This window comes from Afifella sp. YEN Y35, from assembly GCF_047553465.1.
Taxonomy (GTDB): domain Bacteria; phylum Pseudomonadota; class Alphaproteobacteria; order Rhizobiales; family Afifellaceae; genus Afifella; species Afifella aestuarii.
On record NZ_CP180203.1, the window covers coordinates 3,324,873 to 3,351,805 of the forward strand.

Annotated in this window: 26 protein-coding genes; 19 read left to right on the forward strand and 7 right to left on the reverse strand. The window is 64.7% G+C overall.

Annotated elements, in window-relative coordinates; genetic code table 11:
• Positions 1-73: 73 nt before the first annotated feature.
• From cysG to ACK8CP_RS15795, 5 genes are read left to right on the forward strand one after another with little or no spacing between them, the layout of a single operon-like run.
• Complete coding sequence (gene cysG, locus ACK8CP_RS15775) at positions 74-1,501, forward strand: siroheme synthase CysG (protein ID WP_414832450.1); 1,428 nt, start codon at positions 74-76, stop codon at positions 1,499-1,501.
• Positions 1,498-1,851, forward strand: coding sequence for a DUF2849 domain-containing protein (locus tag ACK8CP_RS15780; RefSeq protein ID WP_414832451.1), 354 nt, complete (start codon positions 1,498-1,500; stop codon positions 1,849-1,851). Before cysG ends, ACK8CP_RS15780 begins: the two co-directional genes overlap by 4 nt.
• 36 nt (positions 1,852-1,887) lie before the next feature.
• Positions 1,888-3,546: a nitrite/sulfite reductase gene (locus tag ACK8CP_RS15785; protein WP_414832452.1), complete on the forward strand. Its 1,659-nt coding sequence runs from the start codon at positions 1,888-1,890 to the stop codon at positions 3,544-3,546.
• The gene (locus tag ACK8CP_RS15790) at positions 3,533-4,276 is read left to right on the forward strand and encodes a phosphoadenylyl-sulfate reductase (protein WP_234630108.1); all 744 of its coding nucleotides are present in this window, start codon (positions 3,533-3,535) and stop codon (positions 4,274-4,276) included. Before ACK8CP_RS15785 ends, ACK8CP_RS15790 begins: the two co-directional genes overlap by 14 nt.
• A gap of 55 nt (positions 4,277-4,331) precedes the next feature.
• Positions 4,332-4,862 carry a DUF934 domain-containing protein gene (locus tag ACK8CP_RS15795; RefSeq protein WP_414832453.1) on the forward strand — a complete coding sequence of 177 codons (531 nt, stop codon included), beginning with the start codon at positions 4,332-4,334 and terminating at the stop codon, positions 4,860-4,862.
• An 8-nt stretch (positions 4,863-4,870) separates the two neighbouring features.
• Here ACK8CP_RS15795 and ACK8CP_RS15800 read toward each other — a convergent pair whose 3' ends face one another.
• On the reverse strand, positions 4,871-6,025 hold the full coding sequence (locus ACK8CP_RS15800) for an AbrB family transcriptional regulator (RefSeq protein ID WP_234630110.1): 1,155 nt from the start codon (positions 6,023-6,025) through the stop codon (positions 4,871-4,873).
• A gap of 80 nt (positions 6,026-6,105) precedes the next feature.
• Between ACK8CP_RS15800 and ACK8CP_RS15805 the strand changes: the two genes are divergently transcribed.
• Positions 6,106-7,017 carry a sugar kinase gene (locus ACK8CP_RS15805; protein WP_414832454.1) on the forward strand — a complete coding sequence of 304 codons (912 nt, stop codon included), beginning with the start codon at positions 6,106-6,108 and terminating at the stop codon, positions 7,015-7,017.
• Positions 7,018-7,049: 32 nt separating this feature from the next.
• Here ACK8CP_RS15805 and ACK8CP_RS15810 read toward each other — a convergent pair whose 3' ends face one another.
• Positions 7,050-7,787 carry a cytochrome c biogenesis CcdA family protein gene (locus ACK8CP_RS15810; RefSeq protein ID WP_234630112.1) on the reverse strand — a complete coding sequence of 246 codons (738 nt, stop codon included), beginning with the start codon at positions 7,785-7,787 and terminating at the stop codon, positions 7,050-7,052.
• Between the two features lie 194 nt (positions 7,788-7,981).
• Here ACK8CP_RS15810 and ACK8CP_RS15815 point away from each other — a divergent pair, with 194 nt between their 5' ends.
• The gene (locus ACK8CP_RS15815; RefSeq protein ID WP_234630113.1) at positions 7,982-8,368 is read left to right on the forward strand and encodes an ArsR/SmtB family transcription factor; all 387 of its coding nucleotides are present in this window, start codon (positions 7,982-7,984) and stop codon (positions 8,366-8,368) included.
• On the opposite strand, the gene ACK8CP_RS15820 is transcribed toward ACK8CP_RS15815, so the two are convergent.
• Complete coding sequence (locus tag ACK8CP_RS15820) at positions 8,290-9,042, reverse strand: ABC transporter ATP-binding protein (RefSeq protein WP_234630114.1); 753 nt, start codon at positions 9,040-9,042, stop codon at positions 8,290-8,292. The genes ACK8CP_RS15815 and ACK8CP_RS15820 overlap by 79 nt on opposite strands.
• A gap of 148 nt (positions 9,043-9,190) precedes the next feature.
• Between ACK8CP_RS15820 and zwf the strand changes: the two genes are divergently transcribed.
• The 5 genes from zwf to pgi all read left to right on the forward strand — a co-directional run bounded on the left by zwf (position 9,191) and on the right by pgi (position 15,684).
• Complete coding sequence (zwf, locus tag ACK8CP_RS15825; RefSeq protein WP_414834283.1) at positions 9,191-10,669, forward strand: glucose-6-phosphate dehydrogenase; 1,479 nt, start codon at positions 9,191-9,193, stop codon at positions 10,667-10,669.
• The gene (pgl, locus tag ACK8CP_RS15830) at positions 10,669-11,367 is read left to right on the forward strand and encodes a 6-phosphogluconolactonase (RefSeq protein WP_414832455.1); all 699 of its coding nucleotides are present in this window, start codon (positions 10,669-10,671) and stop codon (positions 11,365-11,367) included. Before zwf ends, pgl begins: the two co-directional genes overlap by 1 nt.
• 15 nt (positions 11,368-11,382) lie before the next feature.
• Positions 11,383-13,224, forward strand: coding sequence for a phosphogluconate dehydratase (gene edd / locus ACK8CP_RS15835; protein WP_414832456.1), 1,842 nt, complete (start codon positions 11,383-11,385; stop codon positions 13,222-13,224).
• Between the two features lie 126 nt (positions 13,225-13,350).
• Positions 13,351-13,992 (forward strand): bifunctional 4-hydroxy-2-oxoglutarate aldolase/2-dehydro-3-deoxy-phosphogluconate aldolase, encoded by a 642-nt coding sequence (eda, locus tag ACK8CP_RS15840; RefSeq protein ID WP_414832457.1) that lies wholly within the window; start codon positions 13,351-13,353, stop codon positions 13,990-13,992.
• Positions 13,993-14,046: 54 nt separating this feature from the next.
• On the forward strand, positions 14,047-15,684 hold the full coding sequence (gene pgi, locus ACK8CP_RS15845) for a glucose-6-phosphate isomerase (protein ID WP_414832458.1): 1,638 nt from the start codon (positions 14,047-14,049) through the stop codon (positions 15,682-15,684).
• Here the strand turns inward: pgi and ACK8CP_RS15850 are convergent.
• Positions 15,663-16,445: a hydroxypyruvate isomerase family protein gene (locus ACK8CP_RS15850; RefSeq protein ID WP_414832459.1), complete on the reverse strand. Its 783-nt coding sequence runs from the start codon at positions 16,443-16,445 to the stop codon at positions 15,663-15,665. The genes pgi and ACK8CP_RS15850 overlap by 22 nt on opposite strands.
• Positions 16,446-16,794: 349 nt before the next feature.
• Between ACK8CP_RS15850 and ACK8CP_RS15855 the strand changes: the two genes are divergently transcribed.
• From ACK8CP_RS15855 to cobM, 6 genes are read left to right on the forward strand one after another with little or no spacing between them, the layout of a single operon-like run.
• Positions 16,795-17,907, forward strand: coding sequence for a sirohydrochlorin chelatase (locus ACK8CP_RS15855; RefSeq protein WP_414834284.1), 1,113 nt, complete (start codon positions 16,795-16,797; stop codon positions 17,905-17,907).
• Positions 17,908-17,913: 6 nt separating this feature from the next.
• Entirely contained in the window at positions 17,914-18,543 is a 630-nt protein-coding gene (locus tag ACK8CP_RS15860; RefSeq protein ID WP_414832460.1) for a precorrin-8X methylmutase, read from the forward strand.
• On the forward strand, positions 18,540-19,784 hold the full coding sequence (gene cbiE / locus ACK8CP_RS15865) for a precorrin-6y C5,15-methyltransferase (decarboxylating) subunit CbiE (RefSeq protein ID WP_414832461.1): 1,245 nt from the start codon (positions 18,540-18,542) through the stop codon (positions 19,782-19,784). Before ACK8CP_RS15860 ends, cbiE begins: the two co-directional genes overlap by 4 nt.
• Positions 19,781-20,473 carry a precorrin-2 C(20)-methyltransferase gene (cobI, locus tag ACK8CP_RS15870; RefSeq protein ID WP_414832462.1) on the forward strand — a complete coding sequence of 231 codons (693 nt, stop codon included), beginning with the start codon at positions 19,781-19,783 and terminating at the stop codon, positions 20,471-20,473. The genes cbiE and cobI overlap by 4 nt, the downstream gene beginning before the upstream one ends.
• A complete protein-coding gene (gene cobJ, locus ACK8CP_RS15875) occupies positions 20,470-22,293 on the forward strand; it encodes a precorrin-3B C(17)-methyltransferase (RefSeq protein WP_414832463.1) in 1,824 nt (607 codons plus the stop codon). Before cobI ends, cobJ begins: the two co-directional genes overlap by 4 nt.
• The gene (gene cobM, locus ACK8CP_RS15880) at positions 22,290-23,084 is read left to right on the forward strand and encodes a precorrin-4 C(11)-methyltransferase (protein WP_414832464.1); all 795 of its coding nucleotides are present in this window, start codon (positions 22,290-22,292) and stop codon (positions 23,082-23,084) included. Before cobJ ends, cobM begins: the two co-directional genes overlap by 4 nt.
• A gap of 11 nt (positions 23,085-23,095) precedes the next feature.
• Here cobM and ACK8CP_RS15885 read toward each other — a convergent pair whose 3' ends face one another.
• A complete protein-coding gene (locus ACK8CP_RS15885; protein ID WP_414832465.1) occupies positions 23,096-24,400 on the reverse strand; it encodes a cobyrinate a,c-diamide synthase in 1,305 nt (434 codons plus the stop codon).
• On the reverse strand, positions 24,397-25,269 hold the full coding sequence (cobA, locus tag ACK8CP_RS15890) for a uroporphyrinogen-III C-methyltransferase (RefSeq protein ID WP_414832466.1): 873 nt from the start codon (positions 25,267-25,269) through the stop codon (positions 24,397-24,399). Before cobA ends, ACK8CP_RS15885 begins: the two co-directional genes overlap by 4 nt.
• 141 nt (positions 25,270-25,410) lie before the next feature.
• Between cobA and ACK8CP_RS15895 the strand changes: the two genes are divergently transcribed.
• The gene (locus ACK8CP_RS15895; protein ID WP_414832467.1) at positions 25,411-26,178 is read left to right on the forward strand and encodes a cobalt-precorrin-6A reductase; all 768 of its coding nucleotides are present in this window, start codon (positions 25,411-25,413) and stop codon (positions 26,176-26,178) included.
• Here ACK8CP_RS15895 and ACK8CP_RS15900 read toward each other — a convergent pair.
• The gene (locus tag ACK8CP_RS15900) at positions 26,103-26,933 is read right to left on the reverse strand and encodes a glutamine amidotransferase (protein WP_414832468.1); all 831 of its coding nucleotides are present in this window, start codon (positions 26,931-26,933) and stop codon (positions 26,103-26,105) included. The genes ACK8CP_RS15895 and ACK8CP_RS15900 overlap by 76 nt on opposite strands.

Sequence of the window (26,933 nt, forward strand, 5' to 3'; positions counted from 1 at the left end):
TCGCTCAGACGTTGCTTTGAGAGATGCAATTTGCGTGGTCCTATAGAACGACGTTTCGTTCTAAGGGCATCCCATGGTCGTCTCCCGGTCCGAAAAGCTGCATGTCTTCCCGGCCTTCCACAAGGTGGCAGGGAGATGTGTCCTGGTCGTTGGCGGCGGCGACGAGGCGGCCGCCAAGGTCCGGCTTCTCGGGGAGAGCCTCGCGGAGATTTCCGTCGTTGCGGCCGAGCTGTCGCCGGCACTGAAGGAGGCCATCGTCTCGACGGGCGCCCGCCATCTTCCCCGCGACTTTGAGGCGTCCGATGTCGAGGGCGCCGTTCTCGTCTTTGCCGCCTCGGGCGAAGAGGCGGAGGATCGCCGGGTCGTCGCGGCGGCTCGGGCGCGGGGCATTCCTGCGAACGCCGTCGACCGGCCCGAACTCTGCGATTTCTATACGCCAGCTCTCGTCAACCGGGCGCCTCTCGCCGTTGCCATCACCACCACGGGCGCAGCCCCGGTGGCGGCGCGGCGGCTGCGGGCGCGTCTCGAGGCGATGCTGCCGCGCGATTACGGTCGCTTCATCGCCTTTGCCGATTCCCTGCGGGGACGGGTGCGTTCGCGGCTGTCCGACGGGGTGGCGCGCCGACGCTTCTGGGCTGGTTTCTTCGACAGCGCGGCGCTCTCTCTGTTTTCGGCGGGCGACCGGGACGGCGCGGTCCGCGAAGCTGAGCGCTTGATCGATCATGCGGCTGTGCCCGCCCGTGGCTTCGTCTCGCTCGTCGGTGCCGGGCCAGGTGCGGAAGATCTTCTCACGCTGCGGGCGCAACGTGTGTTGCAGGAAGCGGATATCATTTTTCACGATGCGCTGGTGCCGGAGGCTGTGATTGCTCAGGGCCGCCGTGATGCGGAGCGCGTGAATGTCGGAAAGCGGAAGGGCTGCCACGCGAAATCGCAGGAAGAGATCAATCGCCTGCTGATCGCTGCCGCGCGCGAGGGGCGTCGTGTGGTGCGGCTCAAGGCTGGCGATCCGATGGTCTTCGGTCGCGCGGGCGAAGAACTCGCGGCGCTCCGCGCTGCGGGTATCGCCCACGACGTGGTCCCCGGGGTGACGGCGGGGCTTGCGGCAGCGGCGGATCTCGAGCTGCCGCTGACGCTCCGGGGCACCGCGTCGTCTCTCGTCTTCACCACAGGTCACGACATGTATGGCGAGGCATTACCGGATTGGGCGCGACTTGCGGCCGGCGGGATGACGCTCGCGATCTATATGGGCAGAAGCGTCGCCGCCGATATCGCAGCGCGGCTCGCCGATGCCGGCCTCAGCGAGGATACGCCGGTTGCGGTCGTTGAGAATGCGAGCCGGCCCGACAAGCGCATGCTGGTCGGCACGCTCAATGATCTGCCGGCCCTTGCGGACCGCGAGGATCTCTCCGGCCCAAGTCTCGTGGTCGTCGGCGAGGCTGTCGCGGCCGCCCGGCTCGATCGGGCCGAACCCCTCCACGTTTCAGAAAGGCTCGCAGCATGAGCGGCAAGCGTCAGGACCTTCAGGTCGTCACCGCCAACCGGCTCGAAGACGGGGCCGTCGTCTGGCTCGGTGCCGGAGGCCATTGGTTTGAAGATATCAACGCGGCCAAAGTCTTTGCGCCGGAGAAGGTTGCGGAAGGCCTTGCGGACGCGGATGCGGCTGTCTCACGCCAGGAGATCGTCGGTCCGGACGCCATCGCGGTCACGCAGGCGGAGGGCGAGATCGTGCCGGTGAGGTTGCGCGAGCGCATCCGGGCGCAGGGCCCGAGCATCCGGCCCGACGTCGGCCGCCTCGATACAAGCCGGCCTGAGGTCGACCGCCCGACAAAGCTTTTCGAAGACGCGGCCTAAACAGCTCTCTCCTCTTTTTCAGCGAACGGAAGTCTCATGTATCGCTACGATGAATTCGATCACCGCTTCGTGCAGGAGCGGATCCGGCAATTCCGCGGGCAGGTGGAGCGGCGGCTGTCCGGAGAGCTTTCGGAAGACGAGTTCAAGCCGCTCAGGCTGATGAACGGCGTCTATCTGCAGCTCCACGCCTATATGCTGCGCATCTCCATTCCCTACGGCACCCTTTCGGCGCGGCAGATGCACATGCTGGCCCATATCGCGCGCACGTATGATCGCGGCTACGGGCATTTCACCACGCGCCAGAACCTCCAGTTCAACTGGCCGCGGCTCGTCGATATCCCTGCGATCCTCGACGATCTCGCGAGCGTGGAGATGCATGCCATCCAAAGCTCGGGCAATTGCATCCGCAACGTGACGGCCGATCATTTTGCCGGTGCGGCCGGCGACGAGGTCGCCGATCCAAGGCCCTATGCCGAAATCCTCCGGCAGTGGTCGTCGATCCACCCGGAGTTTTCCTTCCTGCCACGGAAGTTCAAGATCGCCCTCATCGGGTCGGAGCGCGACCGCGCCGCCATCCAGACGCACGATATCGGCCTCCAGCTGAAGCGGGACCAATCGGGCGCCCTCGGCTTCGCCGTCTATGTCGGCGGCGGCCAGGGGCGCACGCCGATGATCGCCAAGAAGGTGCGCGACTTCCTGCCTGAGGCCGACCTTCTCGCGTATGTGACGGCGATCCTGCGCGTCTACAATCTGCACGGGCGACGCGACAACAAATACAAGGCGCGCATCAAGATCCTCGTTCACGAGACGGGAACGGAGGAACTGAAGGGTGAGATCGAGCGCGAATTCGCCGAGCTTCAGGGCAGCGACCTGACGCTTCCGGCCGAGGATATTCGCAAGATCGACGCCTATTTTGCGCCTCCCGCGCTCGAGCCACGTCCGGCGCGTTCTGAGGCATTTGAGCGGGCGCGCGCGGGAGATCGCGCTTTTGCAGCTTGGGTCGACCGCAATGTCGAAGCCCACAAGCTGCCGGGCCATGCCATCGTGACGATCTCGCTGAAATCGATCGGAGCGGTGCCGGGCGATGCTTCCGCCGATCAGATGGATGCGATCGCGGATCTCGCCGAACGTTACGGCCACAGCGAAATCCGTGTCAGCCACGAGCAGAATCTCGTCCTGCCGTATGTCGCGCTCGACGATCTCAAAGCGGTCTACGATCAACTTGTCGCGATCGGCCTCGCGGAGGGCAATGCCGGGCTGATCACCGACATCATCGCCTGCCCGGGGCTCGATTACTGCGCGCTCGCCAATGCACGCTCCATTCCGGTCGCGCAGAACCTCTCCAAACGTTTCGGAGATCCAAATAGACAGCGGCAAATCGGGGAATTGAAGATCAAGATTTCGGGCTGCATCAACGCCTGCGGCCACCACCATGTCGGCCATATCGGCATTTTGGGGGTGGAGAAGAAGGGCCAGGAATTCTACCAGATCACGCTCGGGGGGTCGGGCGATGAGACCACCACCATCGGCGAGATCGTTGGCCGGGGCTTCTCGTCCGAGGAGGTAGTTGATGCAGTTGAAACCCTGGTCGATCGGTATCTCGATCTTCGGCTGGATGAGACAGAGAGTTTTCTCTCCGCTTACCGGCGGCTGGGGCAGGAACCCTTCAAGGAGGCGCTCTATGCGACCGTTTGAGCCTGCAACAGGATCAGCGGGGCCGCGCCGTGCGTGCGATGGCGATGTCGCCGCGCGTGCCGCCGACCTTGAGGCGCGCTACGGCGATGCGACACCACAGGAGATCCTGCGCATCGCACTCGACGAGTTCGATCTCGACGATATCGCGGCGGTGACGAGCTTCGGCGCCGAATCAGCCGTCTGGCTGCACATGCTGTCGGAGATCGAGCCATCGACGCCGGTGCTTTTCATCGACACCGGCAAGCATTTCCCGGCCACGCACCGCTACCGCGAGACGCTGACGGAGACGCTCGGTCTCAAGGATGTGCGGCTGATCAAGCCGGACCCGGAGGATCTCAAACGGGAAGATCCGGTGGGGATGCTGTTTTCGCAGGATGCCGATCGCTGCTGCCATCTGCGCAAGACCTTGCCGCTCGCCGGTGCGCTTCAGCCCTTCTCGGCCTGGATGAACGGCCGCAAGCGCCACCAGAGCGCCACCCGGGCGCGCATGCCTGCCTTCGAGGTCGACGGGCCCAGGCTCAAGGTCAATCCGCTTGCCGGCTGGGGCCCTCAAGATATCCGCGCCTATTTCGAGCGTTTCGACCTGCCGCGCCATCCGCTGGTGGCGGAAGGCTATCCGTCGATCGGCTGCATGCCGTGCACGTCGCGCATCAAGCCGGGCGAGGATGAACGGGCAGGGCGCTGGCGCGGGCGCGACAAGACCGAATGCGGCATCCATCTCGCTCCTTAAGCCTGACCGGTGGTTCGCCGGACAATCTCAAGAATTGGCCCTCAGGGAATGAACCATGAGTGATGAGACGCGTCTCTGGCGCAAGGACGGTTTTGCCGTCGACGAATGGCGCCTCCTCCAGGACGACGAGGCTATCGCGGCAGACGACAAAGTCATCCTGCCGGCCGCCCGCCTGGGCGAGGTGGTGGCGGAGGCGCGCCTCACTCCGATGGGCGCGCTTCTGAGCGCCGGTGAACCGGTCGATCTCCTCGTGCCCCATCTGGCAGGCCTCGAGCTCGTGGCGCTCGATTTCCCGGCCTTCACCGATGGACGCTCGTTTTCGAAGGCCGAGATCTTGCGCTCCCGTCATGGATTCTCCGGGGAGATCCGCGCCGTCGGCGACGTCCTCATCGATCAGATCCCGCTGATGCTGCGCTGTGGATTCGACAGTTTTCTGGTGCGCAACAAGCCAACGATTGCCGCCCTAGAGCGCGGGGCGCTGCCTGGCGTCGATCTCTTCTACCAGCCCGGTCAGGGCGCGGAGGCGGCCGTAGCCGGGCGTTCCTGGGCGCGGCGCCCGGCGATCCGCGAAGCCTCGTCGCGCTGAGCCAACGCTCAGGTCTTGCGCTTGCGGAGCCGCGAGATGAGGCCGAAGGCGGCGTTTGACGTGATGAGCACGATCAGGATCCGGGCGATGTGATGCGTCGCCACAAAGGCGACTTCCACCTGCAGCGAAAGCGCGACGAGGCTCATCTCCGTCAAGCCGCCGGGCGAATAAGCGAGCATCAAGGCGAGCGCGTCGAAACGCGTAAAGTGCCCGATCGTGTAGGCAAAGCCGTAGGTCACGGTGAGCAGGATGACGGTCGAGCCCAGTGACAGAAGCATCACCTTCAGCACTGTTGCCGCCGGCGTCGAGCGGAAGCGGCAGCCGATGACCGTGCCGAGAACGAGCTGTGCGGCGATCACCAGCCCATAGGGCGGGACGAAATGCGTGACGCCGGAGAGATGAATGGCGGCGCTGACCGTCATCGGTCCGATCATCTCGGGCGAGGGAAAGCGAAACAGGCGCCCGATGATGACGCCCAAGACGGCCGAGACGAGGAACCAGAAGGCTCCCTCGATGAAGGGTGTCCCGGCTCCGGCGCTGCCCGTCCCGCTCGTGATCGTCTCGCCGGAAAGCCATTCGACCAGGAACGGCAGCGTCATGACGACGAGAAGGATGCGCGCGGCATGGACGAGCGCGATCATGCCGCCGTCACCGCCGCGCTCTTCTCCGAGCACCGTCATGACGACGAGACCTCCCGGCATGCCGGAGAAATAGGCCGTCACCCAGTCGAAGCCTGCCACCACACGAAAATAGGTGATGCACAAGACCGCAGAGACGGCGACGAACAGGACGAGTCCGAGAAGTGTCGGGATCCAGTCGGCCAGATGTCCCATCAAATCCGGCCGGAAACCAGATCCCAGCAGAACGCCGATGATGATGATCATCGGAGGGCGCACGATGGAGGGTGCTGCGATCGGCGCCTTCAAAAGCGCACCGATGGTGCAGAAGGTCATCGGCCCGAGCATCCAGGCGAGAGGCAGGCTGAAATAGTAAAACAGCGAGCCCCCCGCGCCACCGAGAGCGAGCGCGGTGATGAATTTGCGATAGGGGAAGCGCTCGCGCTTGAACGGCCCAAGGCTGGAGGCGAGAGCGCGGCGGTATCGGGGAGACGCTGGTTGCGCCGGAGAGGGGCCGAGGGAGTCGGGGGCGGGCTTGTCAGACAATCCTTTGGTATTCCACAACGATTTTAGGAAGCTCTGGGAACGGCGCCAAATGAGGAGCCGGAGGGGAGGAGAGGATCGAAATGGGTGTGCGGGTGCTGTCGATCGGCGAGTGCATGATCGAGCTATTCAAAACTAGCTTGGGTTCCTACGCCATCCAATATGGTGGCGATACCTTCAATACGGCCGTTTATCTCGCACGCGAGGGGGTCAAAACGGGCTATGCGACGGCCCTTGGCGGGGATGACCCGTTCAGCGGGGCGATCGTCTCTCTCGCTCAGGTGGAAGGTCTTTCCGTAGATGCCGTCCTGCGTGTGCCGGAGCGGCTTCCGGGCCTTTACGCGATCGAAACTGATTCGGCCGGTGAGCGGCGGTTCTTCTATTGGCGGCAGAACGCGCCGGCCCGTCAGCTCTTCGAGCTCGGGGAGAGTTCGCGGATCGAAGCGGCAATGGAGGCGGCGGAATGGATCTATTTCTCCGGGATCACGCTCGGCATCTATTCCGACGCGGGGCTCGAACGTTTTGAAGCGGCGCTCAAACGCGCGCGGCAGGCGGGGACGAAAATCGCTTTCGACAGCAATTATCGTCCGGCCTTGTGGGCAGGCGATATCGAGCGGGCTCGGTCCGTCTTCCGCCGCTTCCTGCCGCTTGCCACGCTGCTTCTGCCGTCGTGCGACGATGAAAGGCTGTTGTGGGAGCTCGATACCGATGATGACGTCATGGCCGCCCTACAGGATTTCGGGGCAGAGGAAATCGTCCTGAAGCGTGGCGACGCGGGCGTGCTCGTGCGCCATGACGGTGGTGAGGTCGAGGTTCCGATCGGCGACAAGGTCGTTCCCGTCGATACGACGGCGGCGGGCGACAGCTTCAATGCGGCCTATCTCGCCGCCCGCCTGCAGGGGACCGAACCCCAAGTTGCCGTTGTACGGGGACAGGCCCTGGCGCGTCGCGTCATCATGGTGCGCGGGGCGCTCATTCCGCGAGAGGAGGCCTGACGGCTGACGCCGTCAGGGGGCTGGAGGCGACCTCAGCCGATCGTCTGCAAGGAAGGGAAGGTCTCCAGGAGCCAATAAGACAGGCTCGCCATATCTCCGGTCAGGAAGAGAATGCCGGTCAGGACGAGGAGACCGCCCATCGCCTTTTCCACCGTCGCCATGTGGCGGCGGAAGCCGGAGGCCCAGCGCAAGAAGGGGCCGGCGAAGAGCGCCGCAATCAGGAACGGCAAGCCCATACCCATGCCATAGATGAAGAGAAGGAGCGCCCCTTCGGGGGCGGAGCCCTCGCGTCCGGCAAGGGCGAGGATGGTGCCGAGAGCCGGGCCGACGCAGGGCGTCCAGCCAAAGGCGAAGGCGAGGCCGATCAGATAGGCGCCGAAGAGCCCCGGTGGCTTCTCCCGCACCTGGAAACGCGCCTCGCGATAGAGGAAACCGAAGCGGAGAAGCCCCAGAAAATGCAGGCCGAAGCCGATGATCACGACGCCTGCCACGATCGCCAGCCAGTCCTTGTATTCCGCCAGGAGCCGGCCGATGCCGGAGGCCGTCATGCCCAACAGCACGAAGACCGTCGTGAAGCCCAGCACGAAGGCCAGGGCGGCGGTGAAGACCTTGCGCGTCAGGCCGGAAGGAACGTCCCCCTGACCTGAAAGCTCATCAAGAGACACGCCGGCGATAAAGCACAGCGAGGCCGGAACGATCGGAAGAACGCAAGGCGAGACGAAAGATAAGAGGCCGCCGATAAAGGCGCCGACCCAGGTGATGTCGAGCACGGTCTGTCCTCTGGGATGCGAAGGTTGCGCCCTGCGCATTCAGCGCTTGGGCAAAGTTTGAAGTTCCTCTACATATGGCTCGGATGGCGATAAAAAGAGATTCAAGAGAACGTTATGGTACCGCGCTGCGATGTCGCGGGCGAAGCGACCATAGCGCGCGACCTCATCGCTGACGAGAGCTGGCCAGGACCCCAATGCCTCTTGCAAGAACGCTGACAGAGACCGACGAGCCCGAACTGCCGAGCCTTGCCGAAAAGGCGGCCGCGGCGAGCGCCTTCCTGAAGGCGCTGTCGCATGAGAGCCGTCTGATGATCTTGTGTCATCTGGCCGACGGCGAAAAATCGGTGACGGAGCTGGAAACGCTCCTGGCGCTGCGCCAACCGACGGTGTCGCAACAGCTTGCGCGTCTGCGCCTGGAAGGGCTGGTGGCGACCCGCCGCGAGGGAAAGACGATCTTTTACAGCCTCGCCTCCGGGCGAGCCCGACGGCTCATCGACGTCATCTACGACATGTTCTGTGGCGAAGATGAAGGCTCCGCGTTGCCGGAGAGGAGCCGGCGGAGCTCTTCCACCAGCTCCTGAAAAGGCTGGCTGGTCCGGTAATCCGGCCGGCGTGGGCGCGCTGCGGTGTTTTTCACCTCACCGATGATGCGGCCTGGTCTCGGCGAGAAGACGGCGATGCGGTCCGCCAGAAACGCCGCCTCATACAGGGAATGCGTGACGAAAAGCACGGTGAACTGCTGCTCTGCCTGCAGCGCCATGAGCTCGTCGCCGAGGCGAAAACGGGTCATCTCGTCGAGCGCCGCAAACGGTTCGTCGAGAAGAAGAAGGTTCGGCTTCGTCACCAGCGCGCGTGCGAGCGAGGCGCGCATCGCCATGCCGCCGGAGAGCTGGCGCGGCAATGCCTCGGCAAAATCGGCGAGGCCGACATTCGCCAGCGCGGCTTTCGCATCTGCGTCGGCCGATTTTCGCGGCTGTTTGCGCAAGGTGAGCGGCAGGCGGACATTCGCAAGGACACTTGCCCAGGGCATCAAGGTCGGCGTCTGAAAGACGTAGCCGATCTCGGCGGGCCGATCGGATGCAGCACGCTCGACAGTGATGCGGCCCTCGCTCAACGGCTCCAGGCCCGCCGCAACCCGCAAAAACGTGGTCTTGCCGCAGCCGGACGGGCCGAGAAGCGCGACGAATTCCCCGGGCTCGACCTCGAGAGACACGGCTTCCAGTGTGCTGAGGCCGTCGGCAAAGGTCTTGCTCACGCTCTTGGCCGCGATACGTGCACCGGGAGATCCGGAGTTCGTGCCACTTATCATGCCCGCACCAGAGGGGCTCCCTTGACCGAGACTGGGGAATGTGGCGGAACGCTGGGACAAGTTGTCGCTTCTTTCTTCTCTGCAGGCTGTCTTCATGACCTACCGCGTCATCCCGGTCGAGCCCTTCGATTATATCGTCTTCGGAGGAACGGGCGATCTCGCCCGCCGCAAACTCCTTCCTGCCCTCTATCACCGCATGCGTGATGGCCAGATTCCCGCCGAAGGGCGGATCATCGCCGCCTCCCGCCGCAAGATGAGCGACGATGATTATCGCGCCATGACGGAAGAGGCGCTGACGGAGTTCGTACCGGAAGGCGAGCGCTCGCGCGAAACGCTCGACGCTTTTCTCGGAATGCTCTCATACCGCTCGCTCGATGCCTTGTCGGACGAGGGCTGGGACGCGCTGCGCGATGAGCTCGATCGCGACAAAGAGCGTGTGCGCGCCTTCTATCTCGCGGTCGCTCCGAACCTCTTTGACGATCTGTGTCAGCGCTTCGCCCAGCACGGGCTGGTGACTCCCAATTCGCGGGTCGTTATCGAAAAGCCGGTCGGGCGCGATCTCGCCTCTGCGGTCAAGGTCAACGATGCCGTCGCTCAGGCCTTTCACGAGAGCCAGGTCTTCCGCATCGATCATTATCTCGGCAAGGAGACGGTGCAGAACCTGATGGCTCTGCGCTTCGCCAACACGCTTTTCGAGCCTCTGTGGAACTCTGCCCATATCGATCATGTGCAGATCACGGTGGCCGAATCGATCGGGGTCGGCTCGCGCGGCGATTATTACGACACGTCCGGCGCGCTCCGCGACATGGTGCAGAACCATATGATCCAGCTTCTGTGCCTCGTCGCGATGGAGCCGCCCGATTCGTTCGATGCCAATTCGCTCCGTGACGAGAAGCTCAAGGTTCTCCGAGCGCTGAAGCCGATCGATGCCACGAATTACGACCGCCTGACGGTGCGCGGCCAATACCGCGCCGGTGCTGCAGAAGGCGGCGCGGTTCCCTCCTATGCGGAGGAGATCGGAGACAAGCGCAGCCGCACCGAGACTTTTGCGGCATTGAAGGTCGAGGTCGCCAACTGGCGTTGGGCCGGCGTGCCCTTCTATCTGAGGACCGGCAAGCGGCTCGCCGACCGGGTCTCGGAGATCGTCATCACCTTCCGGGCAATCCCACACTCCATCTTTCCCAAGGATTCTGGCGTCATTTCGCAGAACCGGCTCGTCCTGCGCCTGCAGCCGGACGAAGGCGTGAAGCAGTGGATCATGATCAAGGATCCGGGTCCGGGCGGCATGCGTCTCAATTACGTGCCGCTCGATATGAGCTTCGCGGAATCCTTCCAGGAGCGTTATCCCGATGCGTATGAGCGGCTGCTCCTGGACGTCATTCGCGGCAACCAGACGCTGTTCATGCGCCGCGATGAGGTGGAGGCCGCCTGGGCGTGGACCGATCCGATCCATAATGCCTGGGACGAGGACGGCAGTCCGCCCGTGCCCTACACGGCGGGCACCTGGGGACCGTCGGCTGCCATCGCCCTTATCGAGCGTGACGGCCGCACCTGGCATGAGGATACCGATTGATGGTGCATAACTGGCACAATTTCGAGGACCGGGACGCACTCGCCGAAAGTCTTGCCGACCTCACGGAGCGCACCCTTGCCGCAGGTATTGCCAAGAACGGCGTGGCGAGCCTGGCACTCTCCGGCGGCTCCACGCCCAAGCTCTTTTTCGAGGTCCTGTCGCAGCGTCCGCTCGCTTGGGAGAAAGTCCTCGTTACGCTCGTCGATGAACGCTGGGTGCCAGTGGAGCACGAGCGGTCCAACGCACGGCTCGTGGCCGAGCATTTCGGCAAAGGCCCGGCCAAAGCCGCCCGCTTCATTCCGCTTTATACGGGAGCAGACACGCCGGAGGATGGCGTGGGTGCGGCGACGCTTGCGACCGAGGCATTGCCGGAAACCTTCGACGTCGTCGTCATGGGCATGGGATCGGACGGCCACACCGCCTCCTGGTTCCCGGGCGGGGACAATCTCGCCGCGGCCATCGATCCGGCACAGGATCTGCCGCTCCTGCCGATGCGTGCAGAGGCGGCCGGAGAGCCGCGCATCACCTTCACTCTGCCCCGGCTTCTCAGCGTCAAGACCTTGATCCTGCATATCGAAGGCGAGGAGAAACGCGCCGTCCTCGACAAAGCGCGTCTTGACGGCGACATCGAAGAGATGCCGATCCGCGCTATCTTGAGACAGGACCGGGTCCCCACCGAAATCTTCTATGCGCCGTAAGGCGAAGGAGTTCTTATGTCAGTTCGCTCCGAAATCGCAGCCGTGACGGAACGCGTCGCGGCGCGCTCGGCCCTAACGCGTCAGGCGTATCTCGATCGCATCCACAAAGCCCGCGATGCGGGTCCGCGCCGTCAGACCCTGTCGTGCGGCAACCTCGCCCATGGCTTCGCCGCCTGCGCTGCATCCGACAAGGCAGCCCTCGCGGGCGATACGACGCCCAATCTTGCGATCGTCACGGCCTACAACGACATGCTCTCGGCGCATCAGCCTTACGAGCGTTTTCCCGACGTGATCCGCAAGGCGGCGCACGAGGCGGGCGGTGTGGCACAGGTCGCGGGCGGCGTGCCGGCGATGTGCGATGGCGTCACTCAGGGACAGACGGGCATGGATCTGTCGCTCTTCTCGCGCGACGTCATCGCCATGGCGGCCGGGATCGCGCTGTCGCACAACATGTTCGATGCCGCCGTCTTTCTCGGCATTTGCGACAAGATCGTTCCCGGCTTGACGATCGCGGCGCTGTCCTTCGGGCATCTGCCGGCGGTTTTCGTGCCGGCAGGGCCGATGCCGTCGGGTCTTCCCAACGACGAAAAGGCACGCATCCGCCAGCTCTACGCCGAAGGCAAGATCGGGCGCGCGGAGCTCCTGGAGTCGGAATCGAAATCCTACCATGGACCCGGCACCTGCACCTTCTACGGCACGGCCAACTCCAACCAGATGCTGATGGAGATCATGGGCCTGCATCTGCCCGGAGCCTCCTTCGTCAATCCGAACACGCCGCTGCGGGACGCGCTGACGCGTGCGGCAGCGAAGCGGGCGCTCGCCATCACCGCGCTCGGCAACGACTACACCCCGGTCGGCGAGATCATCGACGAGAAGGCGATCGTCAACGGCATCGTCGGCCTGCACGCGACCGGCGGATCGACCAATCACACGCTGCATCTCGTGGCGATCGCACAGGCCGCCGGAATCGTGGTCAATTGGGAGGATTTCGCCGCGCTTTCGGAGGTCGTTCCGCTCGTCACGCGCATCTATCCGAACGGTCTTGCCGACGTGAACCATTTCCACGCGGCCGGAGGCATGGGCTATCTGATCGGCACGCTCCTCGATGAAGGCTTTCTGCACGAGGATGTGCGCACGGTCGCCGGCGGTGGCCTTTCGCAATATCGCCGCCAGGCGGTGCTCGACGCCGGGGGCGAGGCCACCTGGCGCGAGGCGCCCGAGACGAGCCACGACGAGAATGTTTTGCGCTCCGCTGCCAATCCCTTCCAGGCGACGGGCGGCTTGAAGCTTCTCACCGGCAATCTCGGCCGCGCCGTGATCAAGGTTTCCGCCGTCAAGCCGGAGCGGCATATCGTCGAGGCGCCTGCGATCGTGTTTCATTCGCAGGAGGATCTCCTTGCGGCCTTCAAGGCGGGTGAGCTCGATCGCGATTTCGTTGCTGTCGTGCGCTTCCAGGGGCCGAAGGCGAATGGCATGCCGGAGCTGCATAAGCTTACGCCGCAACTCGGTGTGCTGCAGGACCGGGGTTTCAAAGTGGCCCTCGTCACCGATGGGCGCATGTCCGGCGCTTCCGGCAAGGTGCCTGCCGCCATCCATGTCACACCGGAGGCCGTCTCTGGCGGTCCGATCGCAAAGCTCAGAACCGGTGATGTCGTCCGTGTCGATGCGACGGCCGGCACACTCTCGGCCCTTGTCGACGAGGCGGAATGGGCGGCGCGGGAGGCCGAGACGGGCGATCTCTCCGGCAACCAGTTCGGCATGGGGCGCGAACTCTTCGCCGCCTTCCGCACCATGGCGGGCGATGCCGAAGAGGGGGCAGGTGTCATCCGACCTGCCGCCCTCACCGAGGCCGCTTGACGCGCAAAAGAGGGGGCGTGCGCAGAGGTCGCGCTCGCCTTCTTGGAGGAAGTCCTAGATAGGCGAAGATCGTGGGTGTCACGCCCGCGGGGGGCTGGGCGAATTCAGGAAAGAAGACCAGAGACGATGCATCACAAGACCGAAGAACTCGAAAGCCTTCTCGGCGCACAGCCCGTCGTTCCCGTTCTCATTCTGGACGATGCGGAGGTTGCCGTGCCGCTCGCGCGCGCTCTTCACGCCGGCGGTATTTCCACGATCGAGATTACGCTCAGGACTGAAGCCGCTTTCGAGGCCGTGCGGCGTATCGTGGAGGAGGTCGAAGAGGTCGCGGTCGGTGTCGGCACCGTTCTCGCCCCCGACCATCTGAAGCGTGCGGAACGGTCCGGCGCGCGTTTTTGGGTGTCGCCCGGCATGAGCCCGCAGCTTCTGGAAGCGGCGCGTCATTGCGTGCTGCCGGGCCTTCCGGGTTCTGCGACGCCGTCGGAGGCGATGGCACTGGTGGAAGCCGGCTACCATCACCAGAAGTTCTTCCCCGCCGAGGCGGCCGGCGGCGCCGCCTACCTCAAATCCCTCGTCTCGCCGCTTGGAGAGATCCGTTTCTGCCCGACGGGCGGCATCAATCCCGGCAATGCCGGCGATTATCTCGCGCTTCCCAATGTCGCCTGCGTGGGCGGTTCCTGGCTCGCGCCGAAGGAGGCGATTGCCGCCGGCGATTGGGCGAAGATCGAAACCCTCGCCCGAGAGGCCGTCAATCTGCGCAAGCCATGAATTCTCGCCGCTTTTGAAGATCCCCACGAAAGATCCCCCAGGAGGAATGACACGATGAAGCCTGCCGCCCGGACAGCGCTTGATGCCCTGAAGGCGCATGAAAGCAGTCTTGCCGCGCGCCATCTGCGCGAGCTTTTCCAGGAGGATCCGGGCCGGTTTGAGCGCTTTTCGGCGAGCCTTGGTGATCTCACGCTCGATTATTCGAAGAACCGCATCACCGCGGAGACCTTCGATCTTCTGATCGCGCTCGCCCAGGCTGCGGAAGTGGAGGCTCTGCGGCATGCCATGTTCACCGGCGAGGCCATCAACCTCACCGAAAAGCGGGCCGTGCTGCACACCGCCCTGCGGGCGCCGGAATCGGCTGCCGTCGAGGTGAATGGCGTCGATGTCATGCTCGGCGTGCATGACGTTCTGGAGCGTGTGGGCGAATTCGCCGAAGGGGTGCGCTCGGGCAAGATTACGGGTGCGAACGGAAAGGCCTTCACCGATGTCGTCAATATCGGCATTGGCGGTTCCGATCTTGGTCCCGCGATGGCGGTGGCGGCCCTCACGCCCTTCCGCAATGGAGGGCCGCGCGTGCATTTCGTCTCCAATGTCGACGGGGCGCATATCCACGACACGCTCGCCGAACTCGATCCGGAGCGTACGCTCTTTCTGATCGCGTCGAAGACGTTCACGACGCTCGAGACGATGACCAACGCCGCCTCGGCGCGCGATTGGATCGTGGAGCGGCTTGGCGAGGAGGCGGTTTCGGCGCATTTCGCCGCCCTGTCCACCAACCTCAAGAAGGTCGGCGAATTCGGCATCGATGAAGAGCGCGTCTTCGGCTTCTGGGACTGGGTCGGCGGGCGCTATTCGGTCTGGTCGGCGATCGGGCTGCCGCTGGCGATCTCGATCGGCTTCAAGAACTTCAAGCGCTTTCTCGCCGGGGCGCGGCAGATGGACGAGCATTTCCGCACGGCGCCGCTCGCCGAGAACCTCCCCGTCATCATGGGGCTCATCGGGATCTACCACCGCAATGTCTGCGCCTATCCGACCCAGGCGGTGATCCCCTATGACCAGCGGCTCGGCCGTTTCGCCGCGCATCTGCAGCAGCTCGATATGGAATCGAACGGCAAGCGGGTGACGCGCGAAGGCAAGGCGGTCGATTACCAGACTGGGCCGGTCGTCTGGGGCGAGCCCGGCACCAACGGTCAGCACGCCTTCTTCCAGCTCATCCACCAGGGGACCGAGGTCGTGCCCGTCGATTTCCTGATTGCGGCGGAACCCAACGAAGCGATGGGCGACCATCATGCCAAGCTCCTCGCCAATTGCCTGGCGCAGGCGCAGGCGCTGGCCTTCGGCCGCACCGAGGACGAGGTGCGCGCGGAGCTTTCATCCCAGAAGATGGCGCCGGCGGAAATCGACCGGCTCGCCCCGCACAAGGTGTTTCCGGGCAACCGGCCGTCGAACACGCTCATCTACAAGCGTCTCGATCCGCACACGCTCGGCATGCTGATTGCGCTTTACGAGCACCGGGTCTTCGTGATGGGCGCGATCTGGGACATCAATTCCTTCGATCAGTGGGGCGTGGAGCTCGGCAAAGCGCTCGCCTCCAACCTCCTGCCGGTCATCCGCGACGGAGCGACAACGGACGGTCTCGATTCCTCCACCGCCGGCCTCGTGGAGCGCTATCGGGCGCTGTCGCGGTAAGTCCTCATCCAGGAAAGGCCCGCCTCCACCGTCGTGCGGGGGCGGTATTCGGCGCCAATGGCGCCCCGATAGCCGAGACGCTCGATCTCCGGCAAAAGCCAGGAATAGGCGATCTCGCCCTCATCGGGCTCGTTGCGTCCCGGCACGCCGGCGATCTGGATGTGGCCGATCTTCGGCATCAGCGCCGCGACGCGGCGGGTGAGATCGCCTTCCATGATCTGGGCGTGATAGCAGTCGAACTGGAGCTTCAGATTGTCGGCCGCCACCATGTCGATGATGCGTGCCGCCTCCGCGCTCGATGACAGGAAGTAGCCGGGCACGTCGCGCGCGTTGATCGGCTCGATCAGGATGGTCAGGCCGTGCTGTTCCGCCCGACCTGCGGCATAGGAGAGGGCGTTCACAAAAGCTTCCTTGCACCGGCGGACAGGCGTCTCGTCGTCGGCAATGCCGGCCATCACATGCACGGAGGTGCCGCCGAGATCGACGGCCCATTCGATCGCCTCATCGATCGCGGCGAGGGCTTCCTTCTCCCGCCCGGGGAGCGCGGAAAGCCCGAATTCGCCGTCCTTACCGGTTCGCGTATTGAGGCCGAGAAGCGGCAGGCCGGTTTCGTGAAGCGCTTGTTTCAGCGGTTCGCGTGACGCGTCATAAGGGAACTGAAACTCAACCGCGTCGAAGCCTGACTTTTTTGCTGCGACGATTCGCTCCTCCAGCGGCCGGTCTGTCCATAAAAATCCGAGATTGGCAGAGAGCTTGAGCATTTCACTTTTATCTTCAGCTATTTCCGTCGAAAAGAGCAGTCCACTTTTCGGCTGGCAAGCGGCCAAATGGCTTCCGTGATTGACGCGCCTTCCTTCGCTCTCTAGAGCCGGTTCAGGGATGGTTGCCCGTCGAAGGGCTGAAAACGATCTCGGGCGCGGCTGACCCCTACCGGGAGCCAAAACCGGGGCCGTCCAGCGCCACAGCTCCGCTGTGGGCGGGTCATCCGTTCGTTTTTGTGAAGGCCCGCCGTGACGCAGTCCTGCTTCCTCCCTGCTTTTGCGCGCATGCGCGGTCGCCTCGCCACCCGAAAATCGGAGGATTGAACGCGTGTCGGAAAAACTCGGATTGATGATTTGCGGCCATGGCAGCCGCAACAAAGCGGCGGTCGACGAATTCGCCCGTCTTGCAACGGAAGCGCGCAAGCTCTTCCCGCAATGGCCGGTCGAATACGGTTACCTGGAATTCGCCGAACCGGTTCTGCGCACCGGCCTCGATAAGCTGGTGGATCTCGGTTGCACGCGCATCCTCGCCGTTCCCGGCATGCTGTTTGCCGCTGGTCACGCCAAGAACGACATTCCCTCCGTCCTCAATACCTATCAGGCCGAGCGCGGCGTTCCGATCGATTATGGCCGCGATCTCGGTATCGATCCGCGCATGATCCGCGCTGCCTCCGACCGCATCTCAGAGGCGCTCGCCGCTTCGCCCTCCGATGTGCCGCTGCATGAGACGCTACTCGTCGTCGTCGGCCGGGGCGCCTCCGATCCCGACGCCAATTCCAACGTCTGCAAGATCACCCGCATGCTGTGGGAAGGCTTCGGCTTCGGCTGGGCGGAGACGGCCTATTCGGGCGTCACGTTCCCGCTCGTCGAGCCGGGCCTCGAACATGCGGCCAAGCTCGGCTACCGGCGCATCATCGTCTTCCCGTACTTCCTCTTCACCGGCGTTCTGGTGAGCCGCATCTACATGGCGACGGACGCTGTGGCCGAGCGCCATCCGGAGATCGAATTCCTCAAGGCGGGCTATCTCAACGATCACCCGCAGGTGATCGCGACCATGGCCGACCGGGTCAATGAGATCCTGAATGGCGCCAATCTGATGAACTGTCAGATGTGCAAATACCGGGAGCAGATCCTGGGCTTTGAGGCGGAAATCGGCCTGCCGCAGGAAAGCCACCACCATCATGTGGAAGGCGTTGGCGCCGCCTGCGATCTGTGCAACGACGACGGCAGCTGCAACGGCCGCTGTCAGGACGAGCCGCACACGCACGGGCATGACCACGACCATGGGCATCACCATCACGGCCAGGGGCATGATCATGACCACGGACATTCCCACGACCATGATCATCCGCATCACGGGCACAGCCACGATCACGACCATGGTCATGGCCATGACCACCATCATCATCCGTATCCGCATGCCGATCACCCGCTCGGCCCGCGTTCGATGAAGCGGCACTGAGCGAACATGGACTATCTGCGCGACGGCGCCGAAATCACCCGCCGCTCCTTTGCGATCATCGAAGCGGAATGCGAGTTGTCTGGGGTCCCTGTCGACCTCAGGCCGCTCGCCAAACGCGTCGTGCATTCCGGTGGGATGCCCGATCTTGTCGCCGATCTCGCATGGTCGGAGGGGGCGGGTGCCGCGGGGCGTGCCGCTCTTCTGGCCGGTGCACCGATCCTTTGCGATGTGGCCATGGTCGCTGCGGGAATTGCCCGGCGGCATCTGCCCGCCGGCAACCCCATCGAAGCGGCGGTTGCGCAGCCCGATGCGGCGCGGCTTGCCGGCGAGCTTCAAACGACCCGGACAGCCGCGGGCTTTTCGGCTCTTGGCGAACGGCTTTCGGGTGCCATCGCGGTCATCGGCAACGCGCCGACGGCTCTCTTCCACCTTTTGGAACTTGCCGAAGACCCCGCTTTCTGCCCGGCCTTCGTCATCGGTTTCCCGGTCGGTTTCGTCGGTGCGGCGGAATCCAAAGAGGCGCTGATCGCCAACCGTCTCGGCTTGCCTTTCGTGGCGCTCAGGGGTCGGCGTGGCGGATCGGCGATGGCAGCTGCGGCGCTCAACGCGCTCATGATCGGTGAGGAGGCAGCATGAAACCCTGGCTTTTCGTCATCGGCATCGGTGAGGACGGTCTTTCTGGTCTTTCCGCCGCCGCTCAGCGGCTGGTCGACGACGCCGAAATCCTCATCGGCGGCGAGCGCCATCTTGCCATGCTGCCCGAGGACGAGCGGGAAAAACTCGCCTGGCCCAGCCCTTTAAGTGAACTCGTGAGTCGTCTGACTGAGTATCGCGGGCGGCGGGTCGTGGTGCTTGCGAGCGGTGATCCGATGCATTTCGGGATCGGCGCGACGCTTGCCCGCTCCATCCCGCCCGAAGAGATGCTCATCATCCCGGGTCTGTCGGCTTTCGCGCTCGCGGCCTCAAGGCTCGCCTGGCCGTTGGAGCGCGTCGAGATGGTGACGCTGCATGGCCGGCCGATCGGTCGGCTGGCGCTGTCTGTCTATCCCGGTGCGAAGCTCCTCATTCTCTCGCATGACGGCACGACGCCGGCTGCCGTTGCCGCCTATCTGACGGCGCGCGGTTTCGGCGACAGCCGCATGGTCGCGCTTGCCCATATGGGCGGACCGAAAGAAACCGGCATCAAAGGTCGGGCGCGTGACTGGTCGGCGGAGACCGCCGATTTCCACACGCTTGCGGTCGAATGCATCGCCGGGCCTGGCGCCCGCTTCATGCCGCGCTCCGGCGGATTGCCGGATGATGCGTTCACACACGACGGCAAGATGACGAAGCGGGAAGTGCGCGCGGCCGCGATCGCGCGGCTTGCCCCGTTCCCTGGCGCTCTTCTCTGGGATATCGGCGCGGGTGCCGGATCGGTCGCCATCGAGTTCATGTGTGCGGCGCATCATGCGCGTGCGATCGCGCTCGAGCCGCGGCTGGAGCGACGGGCCATGGCGGCGAAGAACGCCTTGGAACTCGGCGTGCCGGAGCTCGACATTCGCGAGGGCGAGGCGCCGGAGGCGCTCGCGGACTGGCCTGCGCCCGATGCCGTCTTCGTGGGCGGTGGCGTGCGGCCGGAAACACTTGCACTGGCGCGCCGGGCCTTGAAGCCCGGCGGCCGGCTCGTCGTGCATGCGGTGACGCTTGAAAGCGAAGCCGTCCTTCTCGCCGAGCATCAAAGCTCAGGGGGTGAGCTTACACGCCTTGCGGTCTCGCATGCGGAGGCGATCGGCCCGTATCACGGCTGGCGACCTGCGATGCCCGTCACGCAATGGGCGTGGGTTAAGGGGAGCGTTGGCGAAACCAGAATGGATGACGGAGGTCTGCTCCCGGAATGAGTGGCAAACTTTATGGCATTGGTGTCGGGCCCGGAGATCCGGAGCTCATCACCTTGAAGGCGGCGCGCATCATCGAAAGCGCCGAGGTGATCGCCTATCCCGCCCCCGATCCCGGCGAGAGCTTTGCACGAGCGATCGCGGCAAAGCACATTGCAGGCGATGCACGCGAGATCGTCATCCGCATTGCGATGCGCGCCGGACATGTCCCGAGCGAGCCTTATGACCGCGCCGCGGAAGAGATCGCGGCCGAGCTCGAAGACGGTCAGGACGTGATTGTGCTGTGCGAAGGCGATCCGTTCTTCTACGGCACCTTCATGTATCTGCACGACCGGCTGTGCCCGCGCTTCGGCTGCGAGATCGTGCCGGGCGTTTCTTCGCTCACCGCCGTTGCGGCGGCCGCGGGCCGGCCCCTGACACGGCGCACGGGCACGCTCAATGTCTTTCCGGCGACGCTCGACCCGGCGATCCTCAAGGCGCGCCTCGGTGAAAGCGAAGCGGCGGCGATCCTGAAAGTCGGCCGTCATCTGCCGCAGCTCAAGGAGCTCATCGCCGATCTCGGGCGGCTCGACGAAGCCGTCTACGTCTCGCATGCGAGCCTGCCGCAGCAAAAAGTGGTGCCGCTTGCCGAGCTCGAAGCCGACGAGGCGCCATATTTCTCGATGATCCTGATTGCGAAGGTTGAACGATGACGCCCGTCTTTCTCGCTTTGACCGAACGGGGCCTTGTGACCGCGAACAGGTTGCGGGAAGCGATCGGGGGCGACGTCCATGCCCTGAAGAAGGCCGTGGAAAGCGGTGCTGCTCCCGCCAATTGTGTCTTCGAGGATACGGGGGCGCATTGCCGGATGCTGTTCCAGGCCGGTCGGCCGATCGTCGGTATCTGTGCGGCCGGTATCCTGGTGCGCGTCCTTTCCCCGCTTCTCTCCGATAAGCGCAGCGAGCCCGCCGTCCTCGCTCTTTCCGAGGATGGTCGCACCGTGGTGCCGCTTCTCGGCGGCCACCACGGCGCCAACGGTCTGGCGCGGCAGATCGCGGCCAAACTCTCGGGCTTCGCCGCCATCACCACGGCCGGCGATACCCGCTTCGGCATCGCGCTCGACGAGCCCCCGCACGGCTTTGCGCTCGCCAATCCGGAAGACGCCAAGGATGTGATGTCGGCGTTTCTCGCTGGTGCGACGGTGGAGCTTGAAGGCGATCTACCTTGGATCGAGGAAAGTGCCCTGCCGCGCGGAGCCGACAGCTCCGTGAAGCTCGTCGCCACGACCGAAGATCGCAAGGGCGATGCGCAGACGCTCGTCTATCACCCGAAGGCGCTTGCGATCGGGGTCGGCTGCGAGCGAGGCGCCGACACGGAAGAGGTGATGACCCTCGTCCAGGAAACGCTCTCAGAAGCCGGGCTCTCTCTGCATTCGGTCGCCTGCATCGTCTCGCTCGATCTGAAGGCCGACGAGACGGCGATCCTGGAAACCGCCAAGACGCTCGGCGTGCCGGCGCGCTTCTTCACCGCTGCGCGCCTCGAGGAAGAAACACCGCGCCTCGACAATCCTTCGGAGGCGGTCTTCCGCGAAGTCGGCACGCATGGGGTCGCCGAAGCGGCAGCCCTCGCCGCCGTCGGCCCCGAGGGGCTTCTCGTGGTCGCCAAGAAGAAGAGCGCGCGTGCCACCTGCGCCATCGCCGAGGCACCATCGCCGATCGAGATGGCGTCTGTCGGGCGCGCCCGCGGCAAGCTCGCGGTCGTCGGTATCGGGCCGGGTAACGCGGAATGGCGGACGCCACAGGCGGACGCGCTCATCGCCGGTGCCGATACGGTCATCGGCTATTCCTACTATCTTGACCTCATCGGCCCTCATATCACCGATAAGGTCCGCATCGATTCGCCGCTCGGCGAAGAGCGGGACCGTTGCCAAAAGGCGCTCGAACTCGCGGCCGAAGGCCGCTCGGTGGCGCTCATCTGCTCCGGCGATCCGGGCATCTATGCGATGGCCACGCTCGTTTGCGAGGTCTTGGAAGGCGCCGATCCCGCGTCTGCGGTGAAGCGTGTCGAGCTCGTCGTGGCGCCGGGCATTTCAGCCTTCCAGGCTGCGGCCTCGCGCCTCGGTGCGCCGATGGGCCACGATTTTTGCCTCATCTCGCTGTCCGATCTTCTGACGCCGTGGGCGACCATCCGCTCGCGTGTCGAGGCAGCGGCTCAGGGCGATTTCGTCGTCGCCTTCTACAATCCGGTGTCGCAGCGCCGGCGGCATCAGCTTGCCGATTCCCGCGAGATCTTTCTCGCCCATCGTCCGGCGGAGACGCCGGTGGTGATTGCCCGTCTTCTCGGGCGGGAGGGCGAGCGCTTGCACTTCACCACCCTTGGCGAATTGTCCGTCGACGACGTCGACATGATGAGCCTCGTCGTCGTCGGATCGTCGACGAGCCGAACCTTCACAGCAGGCGGACGCGAATTCCTTTTCACGCCGCGCGACTACCACCGCAAAGTTCAGGCCCCCGAAAAGGAGACGACAGCGTGACCAGTCTCGACAACAATCCCACCGGCAAGGTGCATTTCATCGGTGCGGGGCCGGGCGCACCTGACCTCATCACCGTGCGCGGGCTGAAGCTCATCGAAAGCTGCCCGGTCTGTCTTTATGCGGGCTCTCTCGTTCCGGAAGCGGTCGTGGCGGCCGCGCCGAAGGATGCGCTCGTGCGCGATACGGCGCCGATGGCGCTCGACGAAATCCTCGCCGTGATGGAAGAGGCTTGCCGCAAGGGCCAGGACGTCGCCCGCGTTCATTCCGGCGACCCCTCGCTTTACGGGGCCATCGCCGAACAGATCCGGCGGCTGAAAGAGCTCGGCATCGCCTATGATGTGACGCCGGGGGTTCCCGCCTTTGCGGCCGCTGCGGCCGCTCTCGGCCAGGAGCTCACCATTCCCGAGGTGAGCCAGTCGGTCGTCATCACGCGGACCGCCATGCAATCGTCGAAGATGCCGGAGGGGGAGAACCTCGTCGCCTTCGCCAAGACCGGTGCGACTTTGGCGGTGCATCTTTCGGTGCGCAATCTTCTCGCCATCGAGCGTGATCTCACGCCGGTCGTCGGTGGGGATTGCCCCGTCATCGTCGCGTATCGCGTCGGCTGGCCGGATGAGGATTTCATCCGCACCGATCTCGCCAATGTGCGTGAGAAAGTGCGCGAGAAGAAGCTCACCCGCACCGCGCTCATCTTCATCGGCCGGGCGCTCGATGCGGACGAATTCCGCGACAGTGCGCTTTACGACGCGTCGCATTCCCACATCCTGCGCGCCGCCACGCGCGAAGCTTGAGGCCCCACGCCTTACGCGGCGCGGTCGATCACATGCAGGAAGGAGCCCGATACGCTGCCGCGGCAGAGGCCAACCTCGCCAAGCGGCGTATCGGCAGCATCCCGGCTGTCGAAGAGGCGCTCCGCCGGGCCTTCGCTCACGATGCTGGCGTAGTGGAACTCATGTCCGCCGAGAGGCCCTGCGAAGGGCCTGTCGGCAAGCGGCGTCAGCCGGCGGTAGCCGAGATGGAGACGCCGCGCGGCGAAACTCGTCACGAGCGGTAGAAGCCCAAGCATCTCGTGCCGTCTGCCTTCGGCGTCGATCAAACCGTCGCCGAGCGTCATGAATCCCCCGCACTCGCCATAGACGAGCCGGCCTTTCGACGCCGCGTCGCGCATGGAACGCTTGAAGGTCGCGGCCGTGGCGAGCTTTCCCGCATAGAGCTCGGGATAGCCCCCAGGCAGAAAGATCGCACCCGCATCGTCTGCCGGCGCCTCGTCGGCGAGCGGCGAAAAGGTGGTGATCTCGACGCCAGCGGCGCGCCAATCGGCGAGCCAATGGGGATAGGCGAAGCGGAAGGCAACGTCGTCCGCGAGGGCGATTTTTTGGGCGAGAGGGGGAAGGGTCGCGGCGTTCTCGTGGCTGTCGCCGAGCGGTTCGGCGGCCTGGAGGACGGCATCGAGATCGACATGTTTCTCGATCAGTGCTGCCGATGCCTCAATGACGGCATCGAGCGTCTGATGCTCCTCCGCCTGGACGAGCCCCAGATGTCGTGACGGCAATGCCAGTCGCTCATCGCGCGGCACGATTCCGATCAGCGGCACGGATGCACGCGCAAAGCCTTCCTGGATAAGACCCTGGTGGCGCTCGGAACCGGCGCGGTTGACGATCGCGCCTGCAAGCGAAAAACCGTCGGCAAGCCGCGCGAAGCCCTCCGCCACGGCCGCCGTCGATTGCGACATGCCGTTGGCTGCGACGACGAGGAAGGTCGGAAGCGCGAGGTGCGCGGCGAGGCTTGCGGTCGAACCAAGACCGTTCGCACCGCCGTCGTAAAGCCCCATCACGCCTTCGACGACGAGAAGGTCCGCGCCTTGCGCCTGACGGGCGGCAAGTGCGCGAAGCCGTTCCGGCCGCATGGCGAAGGGATCGAGATTGATCGCCGGCGCGTCCGAGGCCGCTTCCAGAAAGCGCGGGTCGATGTAATCGGGTCCGCACTTGGCAGCCTTCACCTTGAGCCCGCGCCGGATCAGGGCGCGGATGAGGCCTGCCGTCAGAACAGTCTTGCCGGAATGGCTGGAGCCTCCGGCGATAAGAAATGCCTTCGGCCCGCTCTTCATGCGGTGCCACCGGCCTCCTTGGCGTAGAGATCGAGTCCCGTGCCGAGGGGGTCCGGATCGAGCTTACGGCCTTGCAGAGCCCCGAGCCAGTCGAGGCCTTTGCGCAGTTTCACCACTTCGCCGAGAACGACGAGGGCGGGGGGCTCCATCTTGGCAGCCGCGCAATCCTCCGCCGCGCGGCCAAGCACCGTTTCCAGAACGCGCTGGCGTGATGTCGTGGCTTCGGAGACGATCGCCACAGCCTCGTCGGGACCGCGACCTGCCGCCATCAGCGCATCGGCGATGCCGGCCAGGTGCTTGATCGCCATATACATGACGATCACCGGCGAGGCCTTGGCGAGGGCTTGCCAGTCGATCGAGGAGGGGGTGAGGCCCGTCTGATCATGGCCGGTGAGGAAGGTCACGACATGGTTGATGTCGCGGTGCGTGGAGGGAAAGCCCGCATAGGCGAGCCCACCGACGCCGGCCGTCACGCCCGGCACGATGCGGAAGGGGATGTTGTGGGCAACGAGCGTCAGGGCTTCTTCGCCTCCGCGCCCGAAGATCAAGGGATCGCCGCCTTTCAGACGGCAGACGCGCTTGCCTGCGCGCGCCAGCTCGACGAGATGCAGCGAGATATCGCGCTGTTTGGCCGAGGGCTTGCCGCCGCGTTTGCCGGCATATTCGATGACGGCGCCGTTCCGCGCGTATTTCAGCACGGACGGATCGACGAGCGCATCGTAGATGACATGATCGGTCTGGGCGAGGGCGTTGGCAGCGTGCAACGTCATCAGACCGGGGTCGCCCGGACCGGCGCCGACGAGCCAGACATGGCCGGGTTCGAACTGGGGCAGGTCCGCAAAGAGGGGGGAGGGGGGCAGAGCGTCCATGTCGCTCTTTTTGCAGGAGGAAAACGGCAAGACAAGTGCCTTCGCGGGCTTGCCTGTGCTGCATTCAAGGCGTTTTGATCACAGCACAATCTGGCGGCGCGTTTCGGTCTATCGGCACACGCGGGAATGAATGGAGAGCTCATGGCCAAGGTGATGATCCTCGGCGGCACGGCGGAGGCCGGAGAACTGGCGGCGCGGCTTGCGGGAGACGCCCGTCTCGACACCGTCACCTCGCTTGCCGGGCTGACGCGTCTGCCTCAGGCGGTGGCCGGCAATGTCCGCCGCGGTGGCTTTGGCGGGCCTGATGGGCTCGCCCAGGCTCTGCGAGAGGGCGGTTATGACGCACTCGTCGATGCGACGCATCCTTTTGCCGCACGCATCGCGCAGCACGCCAAAGAGGCAGCCGAAATGGCGCAGGTGCCGCGCATCAAACTCGTGCGCCCTGGTTTCGAACGCCGGCCGGAGGACCATTTCATCGAGGTTGTCGATATGGCGGAGGCCGCGGCCTCGATTCCGCAGGGGGCACGGGTCTTTCTCGCCGCGGGACGTCGCGAAATCCGGGCCTTTGCGGCGCGCCAGGATCTGTGGTGCCTGATGCGCATGATCGAACCGCCAGTGGCCGGAGAGGAGTTTCCGCGCGGCGAGGTCATTTTGGGTCGCCCGCCCAACGATCCGCAGGCCGAGATTGCGCTCTTCAAGGAACACGGGATCGAATGGATCGTGTCGAAAGATTCAGGTGGCCGCGCAAGCGCCAAGATCGAGGCGGCACGCCTTTTGGGCCTGCCGGTCGTGCTGGTCCGCCGACCGAAACCGCCGGAGGGGCCAAAGGCGGCTCAGCTTGAAGCGATCCTCGACTGGCTGGAGGAGACGCTCTTTGCCGCGGTCGATGCGCCGGCCTCTCCAGCCTGAGCGCTCCGCGCACGTCCGTCGCGCGCAATCCAGCTGTCCAAAAAGCCGTCGAGCCACTGGCGCACGGGCGGATCGTAGCGGAACCATTTGGCCATATGGTCGGGCCTCGGCCGCGCGCCCGGCAGATTCATGCGCTCGGCGCCGCGCACGGTCCAGCGGCAGGCCATCGCATAGGTGAGCTCGGAGTGGAATTGCACGCCGAAAGCGGCCGGACCGATTGAGAACGCCTGGTTTTGAAAGAGCTCTCCACGGGCCAGCAGCGTCGCGCCTGTCGGAAGGTCGAAGCCTTCCCGGTGCCATTGATAGACATGGCTCGGCCAGTCCATCATCGCGGCTCCTTCGGGCGTTGCGTCCAGGCGATAAAACCCGATCTCCGCACAGCCTTCGCAATGGCTTTTGACCTCGCCTCCCAATGTCTTCACCAGCATCTGGGCGCCAAGGCAGATGCCGAGGAAGGGGGCTTGTTCCTTGAGAGGGACATTGATCCAGTCGATCTCGCGCTTGACGAAATCGTCGGTGTCGTTGGCGCTCATCGGGCCGCCGAAGATGACAGCGCCGCTGTGATCGGCCATCGTCTCAGGCAGCGGATCGCCGAAGCGCGGCCGACGGATATCGAGGGGGTAGCCCTTCGCCTGCAGCATCTGGCCGAGCTTTCCGGGGCTCGATGTTTCCTGGTGCAGGATGACAAGCACAGGCCGTCTGGCGGCGTCTTCCGAGAGCTGACGCCTCAGATAATGGATTGTTGCATCACTCAT

Coding starts and splice junctions, on each gene's coding strand:
- cysG (WP_414832450.1), top strand. CDS start 74: ATGGTCGTCTCCCGGTCCGAAAAGCTGCATGTCTTCCCGGCCTTCCAC.
- ACK8CP_RS15780 (WP_414832451.1), top strand. CDS start 1,498: ATGAGCGGCAAGCGTCAGGACCTTCAGGTCGTCACCGCCAACCGGCTC.
- ACK8CP_RS15785 (WP_414832452.1), top strand. CDS start 1,888: ATGTATCGCTACGATGAATTCGATCACCGCTTCGTGCAGGAGCGGATC.
- ACK8CP_RS15790 (WP_234630108.1), top strand. CDS start 3,533: ATGCGACCGTTTGAGCCTGCAACAGGATCAGCGGGGCCGCGCCGTGCG.
- ACK8CP_RS15795 (WP_414832453.1), top strand. CDS start 4,332: ATGAGTGATGAGACGCGTCTCTGGCGCAAGGACGGTTTTGCCGTCGAC.
- ACK8CP_RS15805 (WP_414832454.1), top strand. CDS start 6,106: ATGGGTGTGCGGGTGCTGTCGATCGGCGAGTGCATGATCGAGCTATTC.
- ACK8CP_RS15815 (WP_234630113.1), top strand. CDS start 7,982: ATGCCTCTTGCAAGAACGCTGACAGAGACCGACGAGCCCGAACTGCCG.
- zwf (WP_414834283.1), top strand. CDS start 9,191: ATGACCTACCGCGTCATCCCGGTCGAGCCCTTCGATTATATCGTCTTC.
- pgl (WP_414832455.1), top strand. CDS start 10,669: ATGGTGCATAACTGGCACAATTTCGAGGACCGGGACGCACTCGCCGAA.
- edd (WP_414832456.1), top strand. CDS start 11,383: ATGTCAGTTCGCTCCGAAATCGCAGCCGTGACGGAACGCGTCGCGGCG.
- eda (WP_414832457.1), top strand. CDS start 13,351: ATGCATCACAAGACCGAAGAACTCGAAAGCCTTCTCGGCGCACAGCCC.
- pgi (WP_414832458.1), top strand. CDS start 14,047: ATGAAGCCTGCCGCCCGGACAGCGCTTGATGCCCTGAAGGCGCATGAA.
- ACK8CP_RS15850 (WP_414832459.1), bottom strand. CDS start 16,445: ATGCTCAAGCTCTCTGCCAATCTCGGATTTTTATGGACAGACCGGCCG.
- ACK8CP_RS15855 (WP_414834284.1), top strand. CDS start 16,795: ATGATTTGCGGCCATGGCAGCCGCAACAAAGCGGCGGTCGACGAATTC.
- ACK8CP_RS15860 (WP_414832460.1), top strand. CDS start 17,914: ATGGACTATCTGCGCGACGGCGCCGAAATCACCCGCCGCTCCTTTGCG.
- cbiE (WP_414832461.1), top strand. CDS start 18,540: ATGAAACCCTGGCTTTTCGTCATCGGCATCGGTGAGGACGGTCTTTCT.
- cobI (WP_414832462.1), top strand. CDS start 19,781: ATGAGTGGCAAACTTTATGGCATTGGTGTCGGGCCCGGAGATCCGGAG.
- cobJ (WP_414832463.1), top strand. CDS start 20,470: ATGACGCCCGTCTTTCTCGCTTTGACCGAACGGGGCCTTGTGACCGCG.
- ACK8CP_RS15885 (WP_414832465.1), bottom strand. CDS start 24,400: ATGAAGAGCGGGCCGAAGGCATTTCTTATCGCCGGAGGCTCCAGCCAT.
- cobA (WP_414832466.1), bottom strand. CDS start 25,269: ATGGACGCTCTGCCCCCCTCCCCCCTCTTTGCGGACCTGCCCCAGTTC.
- ACK8CP_RS15895 (WP_414832467.1), top strand. CDS start 25,411: ATGGCCAAGGTGATGATCCTCGGCGGCACGGCGGAGGCCGGAGAACTG.
- ACK8CP_RS15900 (WP_414832468.1), bottom strand. CDS start 26,933: ATGAGTGATGCAACAATCCATTATCTGAGGCGTCAGCTCTCGGAAGAC.